14 protein-coding genes are annotated in these 17629 nt (G+C 43.8%); 4 read left to right on the top strand and 10 right to left on the bottom strand.

All coding sequences use genetic code 11. The annotated features are described in order from the left end of the window. Positions 1 to 53 precede the first annotated feature (53 nt). Positions 54 to 1109, top strand: coding sequence for a 4-oxalomesaconate tautomerase (locus H0913_RS07780; protein ID WP_181478429.1), 1056 nt, complete (start codon positions 54 to 56; stop codon positions 1107 to 1109). 48 nt (positions 1110 to 1157) lie between these two features. Here the strand turns inward: H0913_RS07780 and H0913_RS07775 are convergent, their stop codons facing one another. The 4 genes from H0913_RS07775 to H0913_RS07760 form a co-directional block, all read right to left on the bottom strand. Then, positions 1158 to 2291 carry an AAA family ATPase gene (locus tag H0913_RS07775; RefSeq protein ID WP_181478427.1) on the bottom strand — a complete coding sequence of 378 codons (1134 nt, stop codon included), beginning with the start codon at positions 2289 to 2291 and terminating at the stop codon, positions 1158 to 1160. Next, entirely contained in the window at positions 2288 to 2998 is a 711-nt protein-coding gene (locus H0913_RS07770; protein WP_154604130.1) for an RNA ligase family protein, read from the bottom strand. Before H0913_RS07770 ends, H0913_RS07775 begins: the two co-directional genes overlap by 4 nt. A gap of 218 nt (positions 2999 to 3216) precedes the next feature. Then, positions 3217 to 4038, bottom strand: a complete 822-nt coding sequence (locus H0913_RS07765) for a VanW family protein (protein WP_181478425.1) — start codon at positions 4036 to 4038, stop codon at positions 3217 to 3219. A gap of 354 nt (positions 4039 to 4392) precedes the next feature. Continuing rightward, positions 4393 to 5709: a CitMHS family transporter gene (locus tag H0913_RS07760; protein WP_181478423.1), complete on the bottom strand. Its 1317-nt coding sequence runs from the start codon at positions 5707 to 5709 to the stop codon at positions 4393 to 4395. 607 nt (positions 5710 to 6316) lie between these two features. Here H0913_RS07760 and H0913_RS07755 point away from each other — a divergent pair. After that, positions 6317 to 7408: an NADH:flavin oxidoreductase/NADH oxidase gene (locus tag H0913_RS07755; RefSeq protein ID WP_181478421.1), complete on the top strand. Its 1092-nt coding sequence runs from the start codon at positions 6317 to 6319 to the stop codon at positions 7406 to 7408. Positions 7409 to 7513: 105 nt separating this feature from the next. On the opposite strand, the gene H0913_RS07750 is transcribed toward H0913_RS07755, so the two are convergent. Both H0913_RS07750 and H0913_RS07745 read right to left on the bottom strand, forming a co-directional pair. Beyond that, positions 7514 to 7834 carry a hypothetical protein gene (locus H0913_RS07750; protein WP_154604137.1) on the bottom strand — a complete coding sequence of 107 codons (321 nt, stop codon included), beginning with the start codon at positions 7832 to 7834 and terminating at the stop codon, positions 7514 to 7516. Positions 7835 to 8108: 274 nt separating this feature from the next. Beyond that, on the bottom strand, positions 8109 to 9581 hold the full coding sequence (locus tag H0913_RS07745; RefSeq protein ID WP_036951333.1) for an anion permease: 1473 nt from the start codon (positions 9579 to 9581) through the stop codon (positions 8109 to 8111). A 697-nt stretch (positions 9582 to 10278) separates the two neighbouring features. Between H0913_RS07745 and cutA the strand changes: the two genes are divergently transcribed. Next, positions 10279 to 10626, top strand: coding sequence for a divalent-cation tolerance protein CutA (cutA, locus tag H0913_RS07740; protein WP_154604139.1), 348 nt, complete (start codon positions 10279 to 10281; stop codon positions 10624 to 10626). A 403-nt stretch (positions 10627 to 11029) separates the two neighbouring features. Here cutA and betA read toward each other — a convergent pair whose 3' ends face one another. Genes betA through betI form a run of 3 tightly spaced genes read right to left on the bottom strand, consistent with a single transcriptional unit; the run spans position 11030 to position 14833 of the window. Then, complete coding sequence (betA, locus tag H0913_RS07735; protein ID WP_181478419.1) at positions 11030 to 12697, bottom strand: choline dehydrogenase; 1668 nt, start codon at positions 12695 to 12697, stop codon at positions 11030 to 11032. 33 nt (positions 12698 to 12730) lie between these two features. After that, positions 12731 to 14209, bottom strand: coding sequence for a betaine-aldehyde dehydrogenase (gene betB / locus H0913_RS07730; RefSeq protein WP_181478417.1), 1479 nt, complete (start codon positions 14207 to 14209; stop codon positions 12731 to 12733). A gap of 21 nt (positions 14210 to 14230) precedes the next feature. Continuing rightward, positions 14231 to 14833 carry a transcriptional regulator BetI gene (betI, locus tag H0913_RS07725; RefSeq protein WP_154604437.1) on the bottom strand — a complete coding sequence of 201 codons (603 nt, stop codon included), beginning with the start codon at positions 14831 to 14833 and terminating at the stop codon, positions 14231 to 14233. 209 nt (positions 14834 to 15042) lie between these two features. Here betI and H0913_RS07720 point away from each other — a divergent pair, with 209 nt between their 5' ends. After that, complete coding sequence (locus H0913_RS07720) at positions 15043 to 17085, top strand: choline transporter (protein ID WP_154628486.1); 2043 nt, start codon at positions 15043 to 15045, stop codon at positions 17083 to 17085. A gap of 74 nt (positions 17086 to 17159) precedes the next feature. On the opposite strand, the gene H0913_RS07715 is transcribed toward H0913_RS07720, so the two are convergent. Next, entirely contained in the window at positions 17160 to 17522 is a 363-nt protein-coding gene (locus tag H0913_RS07715) for a hypothetical protein (RefSeq protein ID WP_232368843.1), read from the bottom strand. Positions 17523 to 17629: the final 107 nt, after the last annotated feature.

The raw sequence follows: 17629 nt of genomic DNA, 5'->3' as shown, positions 1-17629 counted from the left end.
CAATATAACGCACTCCATTTTTCTTACGGTAAGGCGTTCAAAAAGGACGCGTGATGAAACAAATTCCTTGTACATTAATGCGCGGAGGCACATCAAAAGGTGTCTTTCTCCTCGCGAATGATCTCCCGACCGACATTCAACAACGTGATGAACTGATCTTAGCGATTATGGGCTCCGGTCATCCTTTACAAATCGATGGTATTGGTGGCGGTAGCCCGCAAACCAGTAAAGTGGCCATTATTAGCCCATCGACACACCCAGAAGCGGATGTTGATTACCTTTTTGCACAAGTCGCTATTACTGAGCGCATCGTCGATACAGCCCCTAACTGTGGCAATATTCTGTGTGCGGTCGGGTCATTCTCGTTAGAAAAAGGGTTAGTACCTATCACCGGAGATATGACCACCGTCAGGGTGCGTAACGTCAACACCAATACCTTTATCAACGCCACCATTCAAACCCCTAATGGGCAAGTGGAATATAACGGTAATGCAACGATTGCGGGTGTTCCCGGTCAGGCTGCCCCTGTTGGTTTAACTTTTCTTAATGCCAGTGGAACCAAAACAGGGAAATTGTTCCCTACCGGAAATGTGGTCGATATCATTGATGGTGTTGAAGTTTCTTGCCTCGATATGGCGACGCCTGTGGTGCTTATCGATGCCCCCCAACTGAATAAAACGGGGTATGAAACGGCGGAGCAACTTGAAGGCGATAGCGAGTTTATGCAAAAACTGGAGCACATTCGTCTACAAGCTGGTGCCATGATGGGGTTAGGGGATGTGAGCAAAAAAGTGATCCCCAAACCGATTTTGGTCTCCCCCGCCATTCACGGCGGCACCATTAATGTGCGCTACTTTATGCCCCATAAATGCCATGGTGCATTAGCGGTAACGGGCGCAATTGCCATTGCCACCGGCTGCGTGGTTTCAGGTACCGTTATAGAACGTTATCTGCAAGGAGATGTGGATATGCGGAAGATTGCCATTGAACATCTCAGTGGTCAATTTGAGGTAGCACTAAGTAACCCGACGGATAAACCGGAAGGCATTCAAGCTTCGATTATTCGTACTGCTAGAAAATTATTTGAAGGAAAGGTTTTTGTGCCTTGATGGCGAACTGATTGCCCTGCCTCTTTGACAGAGGCAGGATGATAAAACTTACTTCACCAGCTCACTCAAAAATTCACCATTAATAAAATAGGAAACTTGATGAGCTTCATCAGGGGTTGGAATTTCCAGTTTCCCCGCCATTCTTTCCATCACATTTTCCGGTACCTCATATTTGCGCTGGCGATTTTGCTGCTGCCACTGCTTATACGGCACTTCCAGATAAATCAAATGCACCTTGGCTTGGTAGCGGGCAAATAGGCTGATCATGCTTTCACGCAGTGAGGCACTTAGCGATGTCGCATTCCAGATGAAATCTTGTTTACTACGCAAATAGACTTTCGCCTGCTCTTTCGCTTGCTGCGCGACCCAACCTTGGGCATTTTTATCCGCTGGGCTGATTTTATGCATTCGGCGAATTTCATCCAAACATACCATCGGCGTTTGTGGGTAATGCTGTTGAATAAAATGGTCTTTCCCCATTCCCGGTAGACCACACAACATCATCACTTCGCTACCGTCTTCATCAAACGGTTGATAATCCGGCGTACCACGTTGAGTATGGAAATAGTGAAAACGCCCTGCCAATGACGCGAAAGCTTTCGGCTGATCCCAGCAATCATGTTCACGGCAAAACAGTTCAAATAGCTCGATGCGCGCTAATAAGTCCGCTTTGTCTTCGCATTCACGCCCAATAGCATCTGCTTTCGCTAACATACACAGCAAGGATATTTCGACCCGTAATGAGGCGGCGTATAAGGCTCGCTCTGGGTCAGGCTTATCCATCAACCATAACGGTAAACCGTGAAAGCGCACTAATGCGGCAATTTGTTCGCGGATAGCAAATGGTGTTTCCACTTCACGAAACAGAATGTTGCGAGCGGATAACTCGCCTTTTTTTGCATGCCCCGGTGAGCGAATACGCCCCTCTTCTTCTCGAGTGGTGCTGCGTTTTTCCACATCATGCAAGAGCGCCGCTGTCCAGACAATCTGCTGCTGCGCTTCGGGCAATTGCTGATATTCCGGTAACGCCTCCAGCGCCGCTAATACCATTTGGGTATGAATGGCCACATCCCCTTCCGCATGGTGCAGCGCATCTTGGGGAACGCCGTGCATATCACGCACAAATTCAAACTGATCAGCAAGTTGCGACCATTCACGCTGTTTTGTCAGTTGCCAACTCATTGGTCACCTCCTTGCATCTCAAACGCTAATTTCGCACGCTGCCAATTTCGCTTCCAGTGGATATCGGTTTTGACATGGTTTTTGCGCACATATTTAAAAACGTGCTGCATAAAATCATCCACGGCAAAACCTTGGCGATTGCGCGTTACAATGCCTTCCATGCTGCACGGTTTTCCGGTGTGGGTATCTCGTGCAATAAATTGGCTATCTTCCCCTGCCGCGGCGATTAATCCGCTGCTGTATTGCTGGGCTGTGAGGGTTTTGTCAATAGCCAAATGAAGCTCTGGTACGGTCGGAAAATCAAACAGTGAGGCGTAAAACTTCACTTCATCCCAACTGAGCCAATAATTCCCTTGTCGCACCGCGAACACGTAAAAATAATCTTCGATATGTTGATATTCGATGGAGTGCACGGCATACAGATTTTCGCCAAACAATTCGATATCACCCAGATCGTCTTTAATTAATTGCCAACGTTGACGAATTTGTTGCGACCATGCCGACTGAGTCGGAGCGCCATGGGAGCGAGCAAATACGCCGTGACGATTCAGGCAATTATTTTCACCATCGAGTTTTTCAGTATGAACTAGTTGTTCAATATTTTGGATGTGCGCCCACCAATCGCTATTAATACGATCGTCGCTGGTGGTGCCAGGTGAGAACGGATAGTGATACGTTCTACCATACTTCCTTGATTGCATATTCATTATGCTTTCTCTACAGAAATAACAAAACACAACAAATCTTTTGCAAGATTTGCCTCTGCGATAATTGAGAAATCAAGTGTCGGTATTACATATCTAGTCCGCGAGACGGCCTCATTTTGGGTGTTTTATCAGAAAAACAGCAAGAAATAACTTATTTGGGGGATTCTAAACGAACTAATTAGGTAAAAGCCAGTAACATATTCCTAATTGTGCTCGTATTAACCCACATCACTCAATTGAGATTCATCCAATGGGTATTTCACAACCACTTTATTGCGGTATAAACAGCGATCGCTAAGTGTGAGCGGCTCTTGCCCTTTGGTGGTGATTTGCTGCCAAATTTCATTATGGCGATAAATCACGCCGCCTTCTCGAACAAACTTATGGTTCTGTTGGTAAATATGATATTTATTTTCGCGGGGCTCAGAGCACAATAGCTCCCCTTCAATTTGGTGTTCGCCAATGTTAAACACTAACTGAAATGTTGCTTGGGTTGGGTTATACAGCACAAGGTCGATATAGTTATAGAAAATAGCGGCACCTGATCCAAATGGCAAAACGCGCCCTTCATCAGGAAATGGGTCAAAACTGTGATTGGCTCGTTCCACCACTTGCAATGGAGAGTGCAGCGCCATCCAGTGGATTAAATTGCTGAGTTGGCAAATTCCTCCGCCAATTCCGCTGCGAGCTTCTCCGTAGGAAAGTTCCATACCCTCCACAAATCCACGTTTGGCTGTGGGTTTTCCCACAAGGCGGCAAAACGAGAAGTATTCCCCCGGCGCGATCGTAATGCCATTCATCGTTTCAATCGCAATACCTAGGTTTATCACTTTGTTATGTTGTAGCCGAAGATCTGATTGACCCAGCTTGCGGATCAGCCGTGATGTGTGTTTATGGTAACGGTATTCTAGCGGTTGCTCCGCTAAATTGCGGGTATATTTGCGCCCTGAAAATGCCCAATGCCAGCGTCTAACCAGACGTTTTTGATTCACGCGCAGCCAATACAAAATAGGATGATAGGAAGAAAGTGGTCTGCGCATGTCGAGCCTTATAGGTTTCAGATAATAAAGGTATCTTCACATAATTCCCTCATCATCAATATAGTCACTGTCCGATAATCGATGTTCCACTTAGCAACTATTTTTTCTCACTGTTTTTTATCTTTTCAGATTTCAGACTTCAAATTTCAGATTCTAGCTTTTAGTTTTTTCCTTAGCTTCCCCATACATTGGTTTTATTTGTCGCTTTTGACCTAATACTCCCAAACATTGGCTCTATGGATTTTGTGCCGTAACTAGGCGGCAAAAAAGAAAATCCCTAGGAGCATACACTAGTATGTGACTAGGGTTTTCTTTTGAAGCCAACAACGTTAGGGTGCAAAAGACGACGAGCGATTAATACAATCCAAGAACCGCCCCGACGGCTAGCGTGAAAAAGCTAAATAACCAAATCCACCCGAACGAATACCGCAAATGACGCCCCATATCAATCCCCGCCAGCCCCATCGCCAACCATGCTGCTGGTGAAAACGGACTCACAAACGTACCGGCATTATTCCCAATCGCCATGGCGTACACCACCGCTGAAGGATCAACCCCTGCCGTCGCGGCAATCTGCTGAATAATCGGCAACAATGCAAAATAGTAAGCGTCAGTGCTGGTGAAAATATCCATAGGTACGCCGAGGATACCCACAAAAATATGAATTTTTGATACCCATTCCGTTGGCAGAATTGATGTCAGATCCATCGCAATGGATTTCAACATTCCACCGTCGGATAAAATACCCAAAAACGCGCCCGCAGCAAGAATAATTGCCACCATGCCTAATGCCTGTGGGGCGTGCAGGGAAAGTACTTTCATCTGCTCTCTTGGATTTGGATAGTTAATTAATAACGCTAAAGAAAGCGCTATCATAAACACATATGGTGCTGAAAGTAGCCCGAATGCTAAACAGATAATCGCCCCGACAATCAATCCACCATTAATTAATGGCTTTTTAGGTTTATGAGCAATGTCAACCACATCTGCGATTTGCTCACTTTCACCTAACAGTGAATCCATTTGATACGGTGTGGTGCCATTTAATGCAGCCGAAGCAATACGGCGCTTTTCACGCATTCCCATAATGATGGCAAATACCACAGCGCCACCCATACCAATCAATTGTACGGGAATTAAGCCTTGCCATAGTGTAGAGGCATCAATGCCTGTTACCGCTGACGCACGACCTAGTGGCCCGCCCCACGGCACCATATTCATGATCCCCATACTTGCGCACATCAGCAGCAACATAAGGTATGGGCTCATACCTAATTGTCGATATAGCGGTAATAATGCCGGAATAATGATTAAAAACGTTGCAGCGCCGGAGCCATCTAAGTGCACCACCCCCGCTATCAACGTGGTCATAATACAGACGATAATCACATTACCACGGGTCATTTTGACCATCATGCGGATCAGTGGGTCAAAAATATGTAAGTCCTTCATCATGCTGAAGAACAAAATGGCAAACAAAAACATTGCTGCCACTTTTGCTACTTTATTAATGCCGCTTTCGAAGAAGACCGAGATTTCACCAATAGAATATCCCGCTAGCAGTGCACCAATAAAAGGAATACAAGACATTGCAATAATTGGGCTAGCTTTACCCATCATCAGTAAAGTGACGATTGTCACGATGATTAAAATACCAATAATTGTTAACACATTGACCTTCCTTTTTAGAATTATATTTTCACAGGCTAATACACGTTGTTGAAAATAAAGCAGCTACACTTTTACAGTTGTAATTTTATTTTCATCTCCATGGCTCTTTTTACATAAAACTAATATTACTCAGGGTTAATCATTGCTTATATAAAGCCCCTATATAGGTTGCAAGATGAAAATTATTTTTTTGCGGCGGCAATATTGATTTCAAGGTAAATAAAATCATTGAATAGAATAGAAACTCAGAGTGAAAACCTATTAGCACCATAAAAACCATAAAACCAAATTAAGTTTATCTCTCTAGATTTATCATGGAGTTAACAAAGAGAGATACACTAAGCGAGTATTTATCATGATTTGAAATGGCACATTGCTATATATCTATATTCTATCCCTCGTATTTTTATTCATAAAAAAAATAGCAAGCAGAGATTTATACTTTTTATTCTTTTCCTCAAAATTATCTTCGCGTTATTGCTTTTTCAGCTTGCTTATAACGAAAAATTTTTTTGAATACCTAAATTTGCCGCTTTATCACAAGAATGGTCTTCCTTTTTTTGTATACTGTCAGAATTATCTTAAGTTTCGTTATAAGGAAAAAGGAATGAGTTACCTATTTTCACCGGCTAACTTAGGTCAAGTTCAGCTAACTAACCGCATTATTGTGCCACCTATGTGCCAATACTCCGCACATGAAGGTCTCATCAGTCCTTGGCATCAGGCTCATTATATGAACCTGGCCTTATCCGGCGCCTCCCTTGTGATTGTCGAAGCGAGTGCTGTAACCCCCGATGGGCGAATTACTTACCAAGATTTAGGTTTATGGAATGATGCTCAAACGCAGGCGTTTAAAACCCTATTAACGAACATCAAGAGTTTTGCCAATGCAAAATTAGGAATTCAAATTGCCCATGCAGGCAGAAAAGCATCCTGCGCACTACCGTGGGAAGGTGGACAAAACTTAGCACCAGAAGATCAGCATGGTTGGCAAACGGTAGCGCCATCCGCCCTGCCTTTTGGTGACAGCTATCCACCGAAGGCTCTCACTGTGAATAAGATCCACGAAATCACCCAACAGTTTGTAGATTCCGCAAAACGCGCTGAACAAGCGGGTTTTGATTTAATTGAAATTCATGCAGCTCATGGCTATTTACTGCATGAATTCCTATCTCCTATCGCCAATCAGCGACAAGATGAATATGGTGGCAGTTTTGCTAACCGTACTCGATTTTTAGTGGATGTATTTCGTAAAGTGCGTGCGACAGTCAGTCCAAATATTGCTATCGGTATCCGTATTTCAGCAACAGATTGGGTCGCTGGAGGCTGGGATTTGACACAATCTATTGAACTCACTGAAGTGCTGGAAGAATTAGGGTGCAATTATATCCACGTTTCTTCCGGTGGATTGTCAGACAAGCAGCAGATCCCTGTTAGTCCAAATTACCAAGTGCCACTGGCACAAGCGATTCACGAACATACCGATATGCCAGTGATTGCTGTAGGACTGATCACCGAACCTCATCAAGCAGAAGCGATTATTGCGACTGGGCAAGCTGACTTTATTGCGATTGGTCGCGGTATTTTATACGAACCGCGCTGGCCATGGCGTGCCGCCAGTGTTCTCAATGAACAAATTAATGTAGCACCACAATATTTACGCTGTGCTCCGCATCAATTTAAGCAGTTATTTAAATAAAGTAGCTTTAAATAAGCGTTGATTTAAAAACCAGTCCTAAAAACAGCAAAGCCACGGGATTTTTCATCACCGTGGCTTTATTTAACAATGACTAAAGCTATTCAATTAACGCGCGTTAGTCGCACACTCTTGAACAAATGAAATCATAGTTTGTTGGAATTCAGGCGCAGCAGCAGGTGATTTTTGCAGTTCGCTGTCTAAACGTTTAAATTCTTTTAAACCATATTTTTCAACAGTTTTATCGTAAGCGCAGCCACAGATTGCGCTAATAGCTTGCGCGGTTTCTGCATCAGATTCGCCTGCTGCTTTTACACAGTTGTTTACGAACTCAGAACGATACTCTGCAATCTCTTTTTTCTCGTCTGAACACGCTGACAACAATGCCATCATACCCGCCATACCCAATACTAATACTGTCTTTTTCATTTTTAACCTATTTATCTTTGTTTATATCGGATTACATTAAAACCCTACAACATGCCTTAGTATTAATCATAGCTGCTTTAAATTAAAAAAGCTTGTTTCCATTGAATATTTAATTGCCCTATTTATTTCAATGAATTCACTAATTTAAGGTTTAAATTTTATGATTTTTCGCCCAGTAAAATATAATTTCACTCACAGTCTATAGAGGATAAAAAAGCCGGAAGATAATTCCGGCTTTTGATGAATAAGTATTTTTAGTTAATCTTCAATGGCATTACCAGTAACCCAGAAATTTCCACCAAATACTCCCTAAACTGATCCAAATAATTAAGTTAACCACACTCATCACAAAGCCTGCTTTCCACCATTCGCCCAGTGTGGCATAGCCCGAACCGAAGATAATCGGTGCTGTACCCGTGCCGTAGTGAGTTAATGACATCATTAAGGATGAGGAGAATGCTAAGGTTAAACCTAACAGCATTGGCGGTGCACCTAATGCGAGACCCGCCGCAAAGAAAGCCCCGAACATTGCGGTAATGTGCGCCGTAGTACTGGCGAAGAAATAGTGGGAGTAAACATAGATAAGCACCAAAATTAAGGTACCCCAAACCCAACTAATTCCCATGCTATCAATGGAGCTTCCCACTGTGACAGACATCCACTTAATCAGACCTAATTTACCTAAGAAGCTTGCCATCATTACCAGTGCGGCAAACCAAACAACGGTATCCCATGCCCCTTTATTTTTCAGGACATCATCCCAGTTAATCACCCCAGTGCCCAATAATACGCTCAGACCAATAAAGGCTGCCGTCGTCGCATTCACGCTAAATGATGGGCCAAACAGCATTTCAGGAACCCCTGCCCACATCATTAATAACAGGATGAAAACCCCTAAAGTGATCATTTCTGGCAGTGAAATGGGGCCTAATTGTTGTAAACGCTCTTTGGCGAAATTAGGCGCATCCGGTGTAGAAGTAATTTCTGGCTTATACATGAAGTAAATAACCAGTGGCATTAAAATCAAAGAGACAATCGCCGGTACGAATGCCGCAATCGCCCACATTCCCCAAGTTAGCTCATTGCCTTTACCCGCTTCACTGACAATTAAGCTCACAATCAATGGGTTCGGTGCTGTTGCCGTAATAAACATCGCAGAGGTAATTGGGTTGATATTGTAGTTCACTAAAGAGAGGTAGCGCCCTATTTTCCCTGAAGTGCCGTCTTCCGCCTTAGATCCAAAACTGTCTGAAATCGAACGCATAATCGGGTGAATAATCCCCCCGCCTCGCGCGGTGTTACTTGGTGTCACCGGTGCAAGAATGGTTTCTGCAATAGCCAATGAGTATGCAATCCCAATGGTTTTTTTACCAAACAGAGAAATAACGTAATAACCAATACGCGCTCCCAGCCCCGTTTTATTCAAGCTCATGGAGACCATGATGGAAATACCAATCAGCCAAATCAGGTCATTGGAAAAACCACTTAATGCATCTGCAATCGCGCCTTTCGTCGATTCTGGATTAGTGACGCCTGTCGCGGCCACCAATGAAATAGCAACAATAGAAACACCACCAATTGGTAATGCTTTACCGATAATCGCGGCGATAGTTCCGACAAACAGGGCTAATAAATGCCATGCATTCGGATTAACACCTTCAGGAACAGGAATAGCAAACCAGATAATTAACGTTATCGCGACGGCGATTAAAGTGGGTATCGGTTTTAACGGAGTCAGTTTATTCATAAGGGTATCCATACAGTTTTTGAGATGGAATGACAGAGAAAGTGCAATATATATTTTTTTATTCTCAGTTGATGTTAGCAAATAATCATCTGAAAATATTGATCGTTATCATTTGGTTACTGAGTTTCATATGAATTTCAAGCCATTATGTAACAAAATGTAATTGAAATTCACAAACAGTCACACTCCCTTAAAGTGAGTTAAAAGTGGCTGCAAAATAAAAACGAGTAACATTTATACGTAAAAACGTCACTAACTCTTCCATCGGATTAAAGCGATTAAATATTAAAATATTTCCCAAAACTCAATTAATATACAAAAATTCAATAATTATTGATATTTACCTATCTAAAACTTAATGCTGAATCGAATTACTCATAATTAATCAAAAATAGCAATAAAGCACCTTGTAAATAGATTTACTTTAGTTTATTAGAGCGAATAAAAATCAAACAGGCTAATTGATTAATGAAATTATTTAGCTCAAGCCTTAAGCTATTAGAGTAAATATATTGTTATCTCATGGGCAGCCAATTCATTACCCAATAAGATAATCGTTATAAGTAATAATCACCTCCACATTAATAACGCACTTCTCTATTTGTATCATTATGTGGCTACGTTTTCTTATGGGCAGCTAAGCTAGAATGAATCAGACTACTCATTTAAATAAGCCCTTTAAATAAAGGAGATTGAAATGACATTTGACGATAATCATTATAAGAGCCAACAACAACCTTGTATCGTTTTAAGCACAACTAATAGCCAAGAAAGCGCGATAAAAATTGCACAATACCTGTTGAATAACCACCTTGCTGCCTGTGTTTCATTATTACCAGAAATGAAATCAGTCTATTTGTGGAAAGGAAATGTGACGGAAGATAATGAAATTCTATTACTGATAAAAAGTACGATTGGTAATCAACAAGCGTTATTTGATGCTATCAAGGAAATTCATCCCTATGAAATTCCTGAATTAATTCGGTTAGACCCGAACCAAGTTGAAGATAATTATTTACAGTGGCTGGTTAATTCTGTCCGTTAATATTCATACTTGCCATATTATTTTCGGTTTACATTCCTTTTTCATATAGCAAATTATGATCATTTTTATTAGCTGGTCAGCTTTGGTAAATACAAAATTAGTGTTATATAAGTAGTCTCGCTTAATATTTATTTTCCTCCTTCGTTTGGAGGATTTTTTTGTCAGATTGACACCAATAGCGTTAAATTTCAGATTACACATCCAAATATGAACCTTTCAATTCAATACTCTACCCTTTATTAAATAAAAAGTATAAATCTGTTTTATATCTTATTTCGAATACTTACCTTGCCCTATTCACTCCAAGCGTCATGGCTCATTTCCCTAACTTAATTGTGGATAAATAACACAAAGGGTGAGGACGTCCCCTCACCCATAAAATACGTCACCCATAAACCACGTTTTAGCCTGCTCTAGCTGCCTGACTACCCGCTTTAAAATAAGGAGCCTGGCTGGGTGCTAATGGTTCTCGACCGCGAATTTTGTCCGCTATTTTTTCCGCAATCATAATGGTTGTGGCATTTAAATTGCCTGTAATAATCAGCGGCATAATGGATGCATCAATCACTCGCAGGTTATCAATCCCATGAACTCGCCCCTCTCCATCGACGACTGCCATTTCATCCGAGCCCATTTTACACGTTCCACAAGGATGAAACGCCGTTTCTGCGCGTTCTCGTACAAACTGATCAAGTTGTTCATCGGTCACAATGTGCTTACCGGGGCTGATTTCTTCGCCTCGATACGGGTCTAACGCTGGCTGAGCCATAATTTCCCTTGTGATGCGGATCGCTGCACGAAACTCTTCCCAATCCTGCTCACAAGACATGTAATTGAACAAGATGCTAGGGTGTTGATGCGGGTCACGAGATTTTATCTGCACTCGACCGCGACTTGGCGAACGCATGGATCCCACATGAGCCTGAAAACCGTGCTGATTCACCGCATTGCTACCATTGTAGTTAATCGCCACTGGCAAAAAGTGAAATTGAATATTTGGCCATGCAAATTTTTCACTGCTTCGAATAAACCCACCCGCTTCAAACTGATTACTGGCACCAATACCGGTACCTTTAAATAACCACTGCGCACCAATCATCGGCTGATTAAACCATTTCAATGCGGGATACAGGGAAACGGGTTGCTTACATTCATATTGCAAGTACATTTCCAGATGGTCTTGCAAATTTTCACCCACACCTTCCAGATAATGAACGGGAGGGATCTCAAACTGCGCTAATACCGCTTTAGGGCCGACACCGGAGCGCTGCAATATTTGCGGGGAGGCGATAGCCCCAGCGCATAATAAGACTTCTTTGCGCGCCTTCGCCACCTGCACTTGCTGATGCTTTCCTAAATAATACTTCACAGAAACCGCTTTTTTCCCTTCAAACTCAATGGTATCCGTAGTGGCATGGGTAACTATCGTCAAGTTTTTACGGGCGCGAGCTTGGTCTAGATACCCTCTGGCGGTACTCGCACGGCGCCCTTTTGACGTCACGGTACGATCCATCGGACCAAACCCCTCTTGCTGGTAACCGTTTAAATCATCCGTTCTCGGATAACCCGCTTGAACACCCGCTTCAACCATCGCGTGGAATAGCACATTATTTTTGGGTTTTGGCGTCGTCACACTCACGGGACCTTGGTCGCCGTGGTAATCATTTCCACCAATATCGCGGGTTTCTGCTTTACGGAAATACGGTAAACAGTTGGCATATGCCCAATCTTCTAGCCCTGGCGCTTGCGCCCAGCCATCAAAGTCCATGGCATTTCCACGGATATAACACATGCCGTTAATCAATGAAGAGCCGCCAAGCCCTTTACCGCGCCCACATTCCATGCGGCGGTTGTTCATATGAGGCTCAGGCTCTGTTTCATACGCCCAGTTATAACGGCGCCCCTGAAGTGGGTAAGCTAATGCCGCTGGCATTTGTGTGCGAAAGTCGAACCGGTGATCCGGTCCTCCTGCTTCAAGGAGCAGCACAGTAACATCAGTATCTTCTGTCAGGCGGGTAGCAAGAACGTTACCGGCTGAACCAGCACCGATAATAATGTAGTCATAGACCATTGTTATCTCCTCTGTTTCAGTCAAATTAAATGATTAAAAAATGGATGAAAACTCTCCGAGTTCAACTTGAATGGATTTGATTTGAGTGTAATTTTGCAGCGTCATTAGGCCATTTTCACGACCGACACCGGAATGCTTATAACCCCCCACTGGCATTTGTGCAGGAGATTCTCCCCAAGTATTGATCCAGCAAATTCCCGCTTCCAATTGGTGAATAACGCGATGAGCACGAGCGAGATCTTGCGTGACAATCCCAGCGGCTAAACCATAAATCGAGTGATTTGCTCGCTCAATCACCTCATCTTCTGTGCGATAGCTTAAAATGCTCATCACAGGGCCAAAAATCTCTTCTTGGGTGATTTGCATTTCATCTGTGCAATCAGTAAACACCGTCGGTGCCACATAAGCACCGGTTGCCAGCGATTCAGTCATCAGACGCTCACCGCCACATAACACTGTCGCCCCTTGCGCCTTGCCAATCTCGATATAGCGCAGTACATTGTCCAGATGCTTGAAGCTGACCAAAGGCCCAAAATTGGTATTTTCATCGGTTGGTGAGCCAATACGAATGCGAGCAACGCGCTCCGCGATTTTGGCTTCAAAATCGGCTTTCAGGTTTTCTGGGATAAATACTCGCGTCCCGTTGGTGCACACTTGCCCAGAGCTATAAAAGTTCGCCATCATGGCGATATCAGCGGCTTTGTCTAAATCGGCATCATCAAAAATAATCAGCGGCGATTTTCCGCCCAGCTCCATGGTCACTTCTTTAAGGCTTGAACTAGAGGCATTGGACATCACTTTTTTCCCTGTCGGGACGCCACCGGTAAATGAGATTTTGGCGATATCAGGGTGTTCTGTTAGCCATTGACCCACTTCACCGCCCATTCCTGTTACCACGTTAAACACCCCCGAAGGTAAACCCGCTTCCGTGTAGATTTCCGCCAGCTTTAATGCGGTTAATGAGGTAACTTCGCTGGGTTTAAATACCATGGCGTTACCCGCCGCCAGTGCTGGTGCGGATTTCCATAACGCAATTTGAATGGGATAGTTCCATGCGCCAATCCCCGCAACAACCCCCAAGGGTTCACGGCGAGTATAGACAAACGAGGTTTCACGTAGCGGAATTTGCTGCCCTTCTAGAGCGGGGATCAAGCCCGCATAGTATTCAAGAACATCCGCGCCCGTCACAATATCCACAAAGCGCGTTTCAGAAAGTGGCTTCCCCGTATCGAGGGTTTCTAAATAGGCGAGTTCATCATTACGTTCACGTAAAATATCCACGGCACGGCGCAAAATACGTGAGCGCTCCATCGCGGTCATTGCCGCCCAAATTTTTTGCCCCTGTTTTGCACTTTCCACCGCCCAGTGAATATCGTCGATGCTAGCTGATTGCAAATGTGCAATCACGTCGCCATTGGCTGGGTTGATTGCTTCAAACTGCCCGCATTCAGGTTGTGAACTGTCGACATATCCGCCATGAATGTAAAGCTTATGAATCGGTGGATGTTGCATAACGTCTCCTTTGAAAAATAGTTAGGTCGAATGGTCTCCTGCACGTGCCAATTGCATATCGATATACTCGTTAGTGATGCTGAGCGCTTCCGTCACAGGAAAAGACTCATTGCTCAGCGCACTACGTAGCCATAATCCATCAATCAAGGCAGCCAAACCTTTAGCAGCACGGCGTGCAGCAGGTTTATTTAGCACTCTCCCAAATTCATAGCTGAGGTTTGAATATAAGCGGCGGTCATTCACCCGCTGTAAGCGGTTCAGATTTGGTTGATGCATACTGCTCGCCCAAAATGCCAGCCACGTTTTCATCGCGGCTTCACTGATTTGGGTGGAGTCAAAGTTCCCTTCCACAATCGCCTGAATTCGCGCTTTAGGATTTTCACCACTCAATAATCTGAGTCGCATCGCAATACCAAACCCTAATTGATACTGGATATGGCGCATGGTGGCTTCCAATAAACCGCTTTTATCACGGAAATAGTGGCTAATAATCCCAGTAGATACCCCCGCTTTACGGGCGATCAGCACAAAGCTGGCTTCTTGCATTCCCACTTCGTTGATGACCGCTAAAGTGGCCTGAATTAACTGCTGTTTACGTATCGATTGAACGCCTATTTTCGGCATGGCATGAAGACCTAATAAGACCATTGAACCCATTCATTAAACGATTTTTTAATTGAATGTTCAATCAATATTAACTATGGTTTACAACAATTCATTCACAAATTACTCGAGGAGATACCCGTGAAATTTTAAATATTTACTAATAATTCAATGCGTTAGTAAATAATTTCATTTTAAATTTTCATCCAGATAAAACTGTGGAACTGCCAATGACAAATTCAAAAAGTCCAAAAAATGGGCAGAAAGACCAACTTAATCACGTTGTTTTTTTTACCTCCGCCGCCTTAATACTGGCGTTTTCTTTTTTCACCATTCTGATGACTGACACCGCAAATCAATGGATTGTTGCAACACTGGGTTGGGTGTCAAAAACCTTCGGGTGGTATTACTTACTCGCCGCCACCTTGTATATCGTTTTTGTGATTTTTATCGCGACCTCACGCTTTGGGAATATCAAACTGGGACCAGAACAATCCAAACCGGAATTTAGTTTGCTCAGCTGGTCGGCGATGCTGTTTGCCGCGGGGATCGGCATTGATTTGATGTTTTTCTCAGTGGCTGAACCGGTCACTCAATATATGTTACCGCCAACGGGTGAAGGCGAAACTCTTGAAGCGGCTCGTCAGTCGATGGTGTGGACACTGTTTCACTATGGACTCACGGGCTGGTCAATGTACGCCTTGATGGGCATCGCGCTCGGGTACTTTAGTTATCGCTATAATTTGCCATTAACCATCCGTTCTGCCCTATATCCGATTTTTGGTAATCGAATTAACGGACCGATTGGCCATACAGTGGATATCGCCGCCGTGCTCGGGACGATTTTCGGTATCGCCACTACCCTCGGTATTGGTGTAGTACAGCTCAATTACGGGCTAAAAGTGCTGTTTGACCTTCCCCAAGGGCTAACGGTGCAAGGCGGGCTGATTTTTCTTTCGGTGATCATGGCGGTGATTTCTGCCACATCGGGAGTCAATAAAGGGATCCGCATTCTCTCGGAACTCAACGTGCTGCTGGCATTGGGGCTAATCCTGTTTATCTTATTTGTAGGGGATACTGAATTTCTGCTCAACGCGCTGGTACTCAACGTCGGAGATTATGTGAACCGTTTTATGGGCATGACCCTGAACAGTTTTGCGTTTGATAGACCGACTGACTGGATGAATAGCTGGACGCTGTTTTTCTGGGCATGGTGGGTAGCATGGTCGCCTTTTGTTGGGCTGTTTTTGGCACGAATTTCCCGTGGTCGCACCATTCGCCAGTTTGTGATTGGCACGCTGATCATCCCGTTTGTCTTCACGCTACTTTGGCTCTCTATCTTTGGTAATAGCGCTCTATATGAAATTATTCATGGCAATAAAGCGTTGGCCGAAACGGTATTAGAGGCTCCCGAGAAAGGGTTTTATTCCCTACTCGAGTTATATCCGGGGTTTGGATTAACCGCCTCCGTTGCCACCATCACGGGGTTACTTTTTTACGTGACATCAGCGGATTCTGGCTCGTTAGTGCTGGGGAATTTCACCTCAAAACTGAGCGATATTAATCATGATTCCCCCAATTGGCTGCGAATTTTTTGGTCAGTAGCCATTGGTTTACTCACTCTCGGGATGTTAATGACCGATGGAGTGCCCGCCCTGCAAAACACCACCGTGATTATGGGGTTGCCGTTTAGTTTTGTGATCTTCTTTATTATGGCAGGGCTGTATAAGTCATTGCGGTTTGAAGATTATCGCCGCGTCAGTGCCATTAATACCAATGCCCCTGCGCCGCTGTATGGTAATGAGCCCATTAAGTGGAAACAGCGTCTGGGACGCGTGATGAATTTCCCGGGCACCACCTATACCCAACGGATGTTAGATTTAGTCTGTATTCCCGCGATGCAAGATGTGGCGAAAGAGCTGGAGTTGCGTGGCGCTAAGGTGGAATTTGCGATCCATCCTCTTGCCGAAGAAGAGCGACTTAATCATTTAGAGTTAGTGGTCGATTTAGAAGAAGAGCAAAGTTTTATCTACCAAATCTGGCCACGTCGCTATACGGTGCCAAGCTTTACCTACCGCGCTCGCTCTGGTAAATCCCACTATTACCGCCTTGAAACCTATTTATGGGAAGGCACCCAAGCTAACGATTTAATGGATTACACCAAAGAGCAGGTGATCAGCGATATCCTCGACCAGTATGAGAAGCATTTGAATTTTATTCATTTAAGCCGCGAAGCACCGGGGGCAACATTGACCTTTCCCGAAGGAAATTGATAGGGAGCTGATTATTTAAACAATGCAAAAGGCGCCCAATAAGCGCCTTTTGTTTGCAATACGAGAAATGCTAATTATTCATTCTGATATTTTTGCTCTAGCATGGATTGAAGCTCGCGCGGGTTATTCATCCACGATAAATGCCCCGGGCAGCCTACTGCCGTTGGGTTGATATCACAAGGGCGGATGTGATTGAGCAAGGATTTTTCATCTTCATCTCGCTGTTCGAGTAGCGATTGATAGCTACGATCTTGCTGAGCAATTTTTAATTTCGGGTCAAATTTGAACTTCTGCTCTTCCCGCAGTGAGTCCATTCCTTGGTAGTTTTCATGATATAAGCGATCAACGGGTGATTTTTCTTTAAATGACAAGTCGGTGGCAAAGCCAAAAGGAGCACAGAAAACAAGAAAAAAGACAACAATAACCTTTTTGAACATATGGATACCTACTGTAAATGCATAATTTGGCATTATATGCACTTACAACCTATCGGTGTAGAAAATATATTTTTGATTTTTAAATTTTATTGTTTATTAATCAGTTA

The organism is Providencia rettgeri (assembly GCF_013702265.1).
Lineage (GTDB): Bacteria > Pseudomonadota > Gammaproteobacteria > Enterobacterales > Enterobacteriaceae > Providencia > Providencia zhijiangensis.
Note: the sequence above shows the minus strand (reverse complement) of the source record. Positions and strands in the feature narration are given on the sequence as shown.

What these genes read in the sequence shown, in the direction of transcription:
- cutA (WP_154604139.1), top strand. Translation starts at nt 10,279, where the DNA reads ATGACATTTGACGATAATCATTATAAGAGCCAACAACAACCTTGTATC.
- H0913_RS07715 (WP_232368843.1), bottom strand. Translation starts at nt 17,522, where the DNA reads ATGTTCAAAAAGGTTATTGTTGTCTTTTTTCTTGTTTTCTGTGCTCCT.
- H0913_RS07720 (WP_154628486.1), top strand. Translation starts at nt 15,043, where the DNA reads ATGACAAATTCAAAAAGTCCAAAAAATGGGCAGAAAGACCAACTTAAT.
- betI (WP_154604437.1), bottom strand. Translation starts at nt 14,833, where the DNA reads ATGCCGAAAATAGGCGTTCAATCGATACGTAAACAGCAGTTAATTCAG.
- betA (WP_181478419.1), bottom strand. Translation starts at nt 12,697, where the DNA reads ATGGTCTATGACTACATTATTATCGGTGCTGGTTCAGCCGGTAACGTT.
- H0913_RS07755 (WP_181478421.1), top strand. Translation starts at nt 6,317, where the DNA reads ATGAGTTACCTATTTTCACCGGCTAACTTAGGTCAAGTTCAGCTAACT.
- H0913_RS07770 (WP_154604130.1), bottom strand. Translation starts at nt 2,998, where the DNA reads ATGAATATGCAATCAAGGAAGTATGGTAGAACGTATCACTATCCGTTC.
- H0913_RS07745 (WP_036951333.1), bottom strand. Translation starts at nt 9,581, where the DNA reads ATGAATAAACTGACTCCGTTAAAACCGATACCCACTTTAATCGCCGTC.
- betB (WP_181478417.1), bottom strand. Translation starts at nt 14,209, where the DNA reads ATGCAACATCCACCGATTCATAAGCTTTACATTCATGGCGGATATGTC.
- H0913_RS07775 (WP_181478427.1), bottom strand. Translation starts at nt 2,291, where the DNA reads ATGAGTTGGCAACTGACAAAACAGCGTGAATGGTCGCAACTTGCTGAT.
- H0913_RS07780 (WP_181478429.1), top strand. Translation starts at nt 54, where the DNA reads ATGAAACAAATTCCTTGTACATTAATGCGCGGAGGCACATCAAAAGGT.
- H0913_RS07750 (WP_154604137.1), bottom strand. Translation starts at nt 7,834, where the DNA reads ATGAAAAAGACAGTATTAGTATTGGGTATGGCGGGTATGATGGCATTG.
- H0913_RS07765 (WP_181478425.1), bottom strand. Translation starts at nt 4,038, where the DNA reads ATGCGCAGACCACTTTCTTCCTATCATCCTATTTTGTATTGGCTGCGC.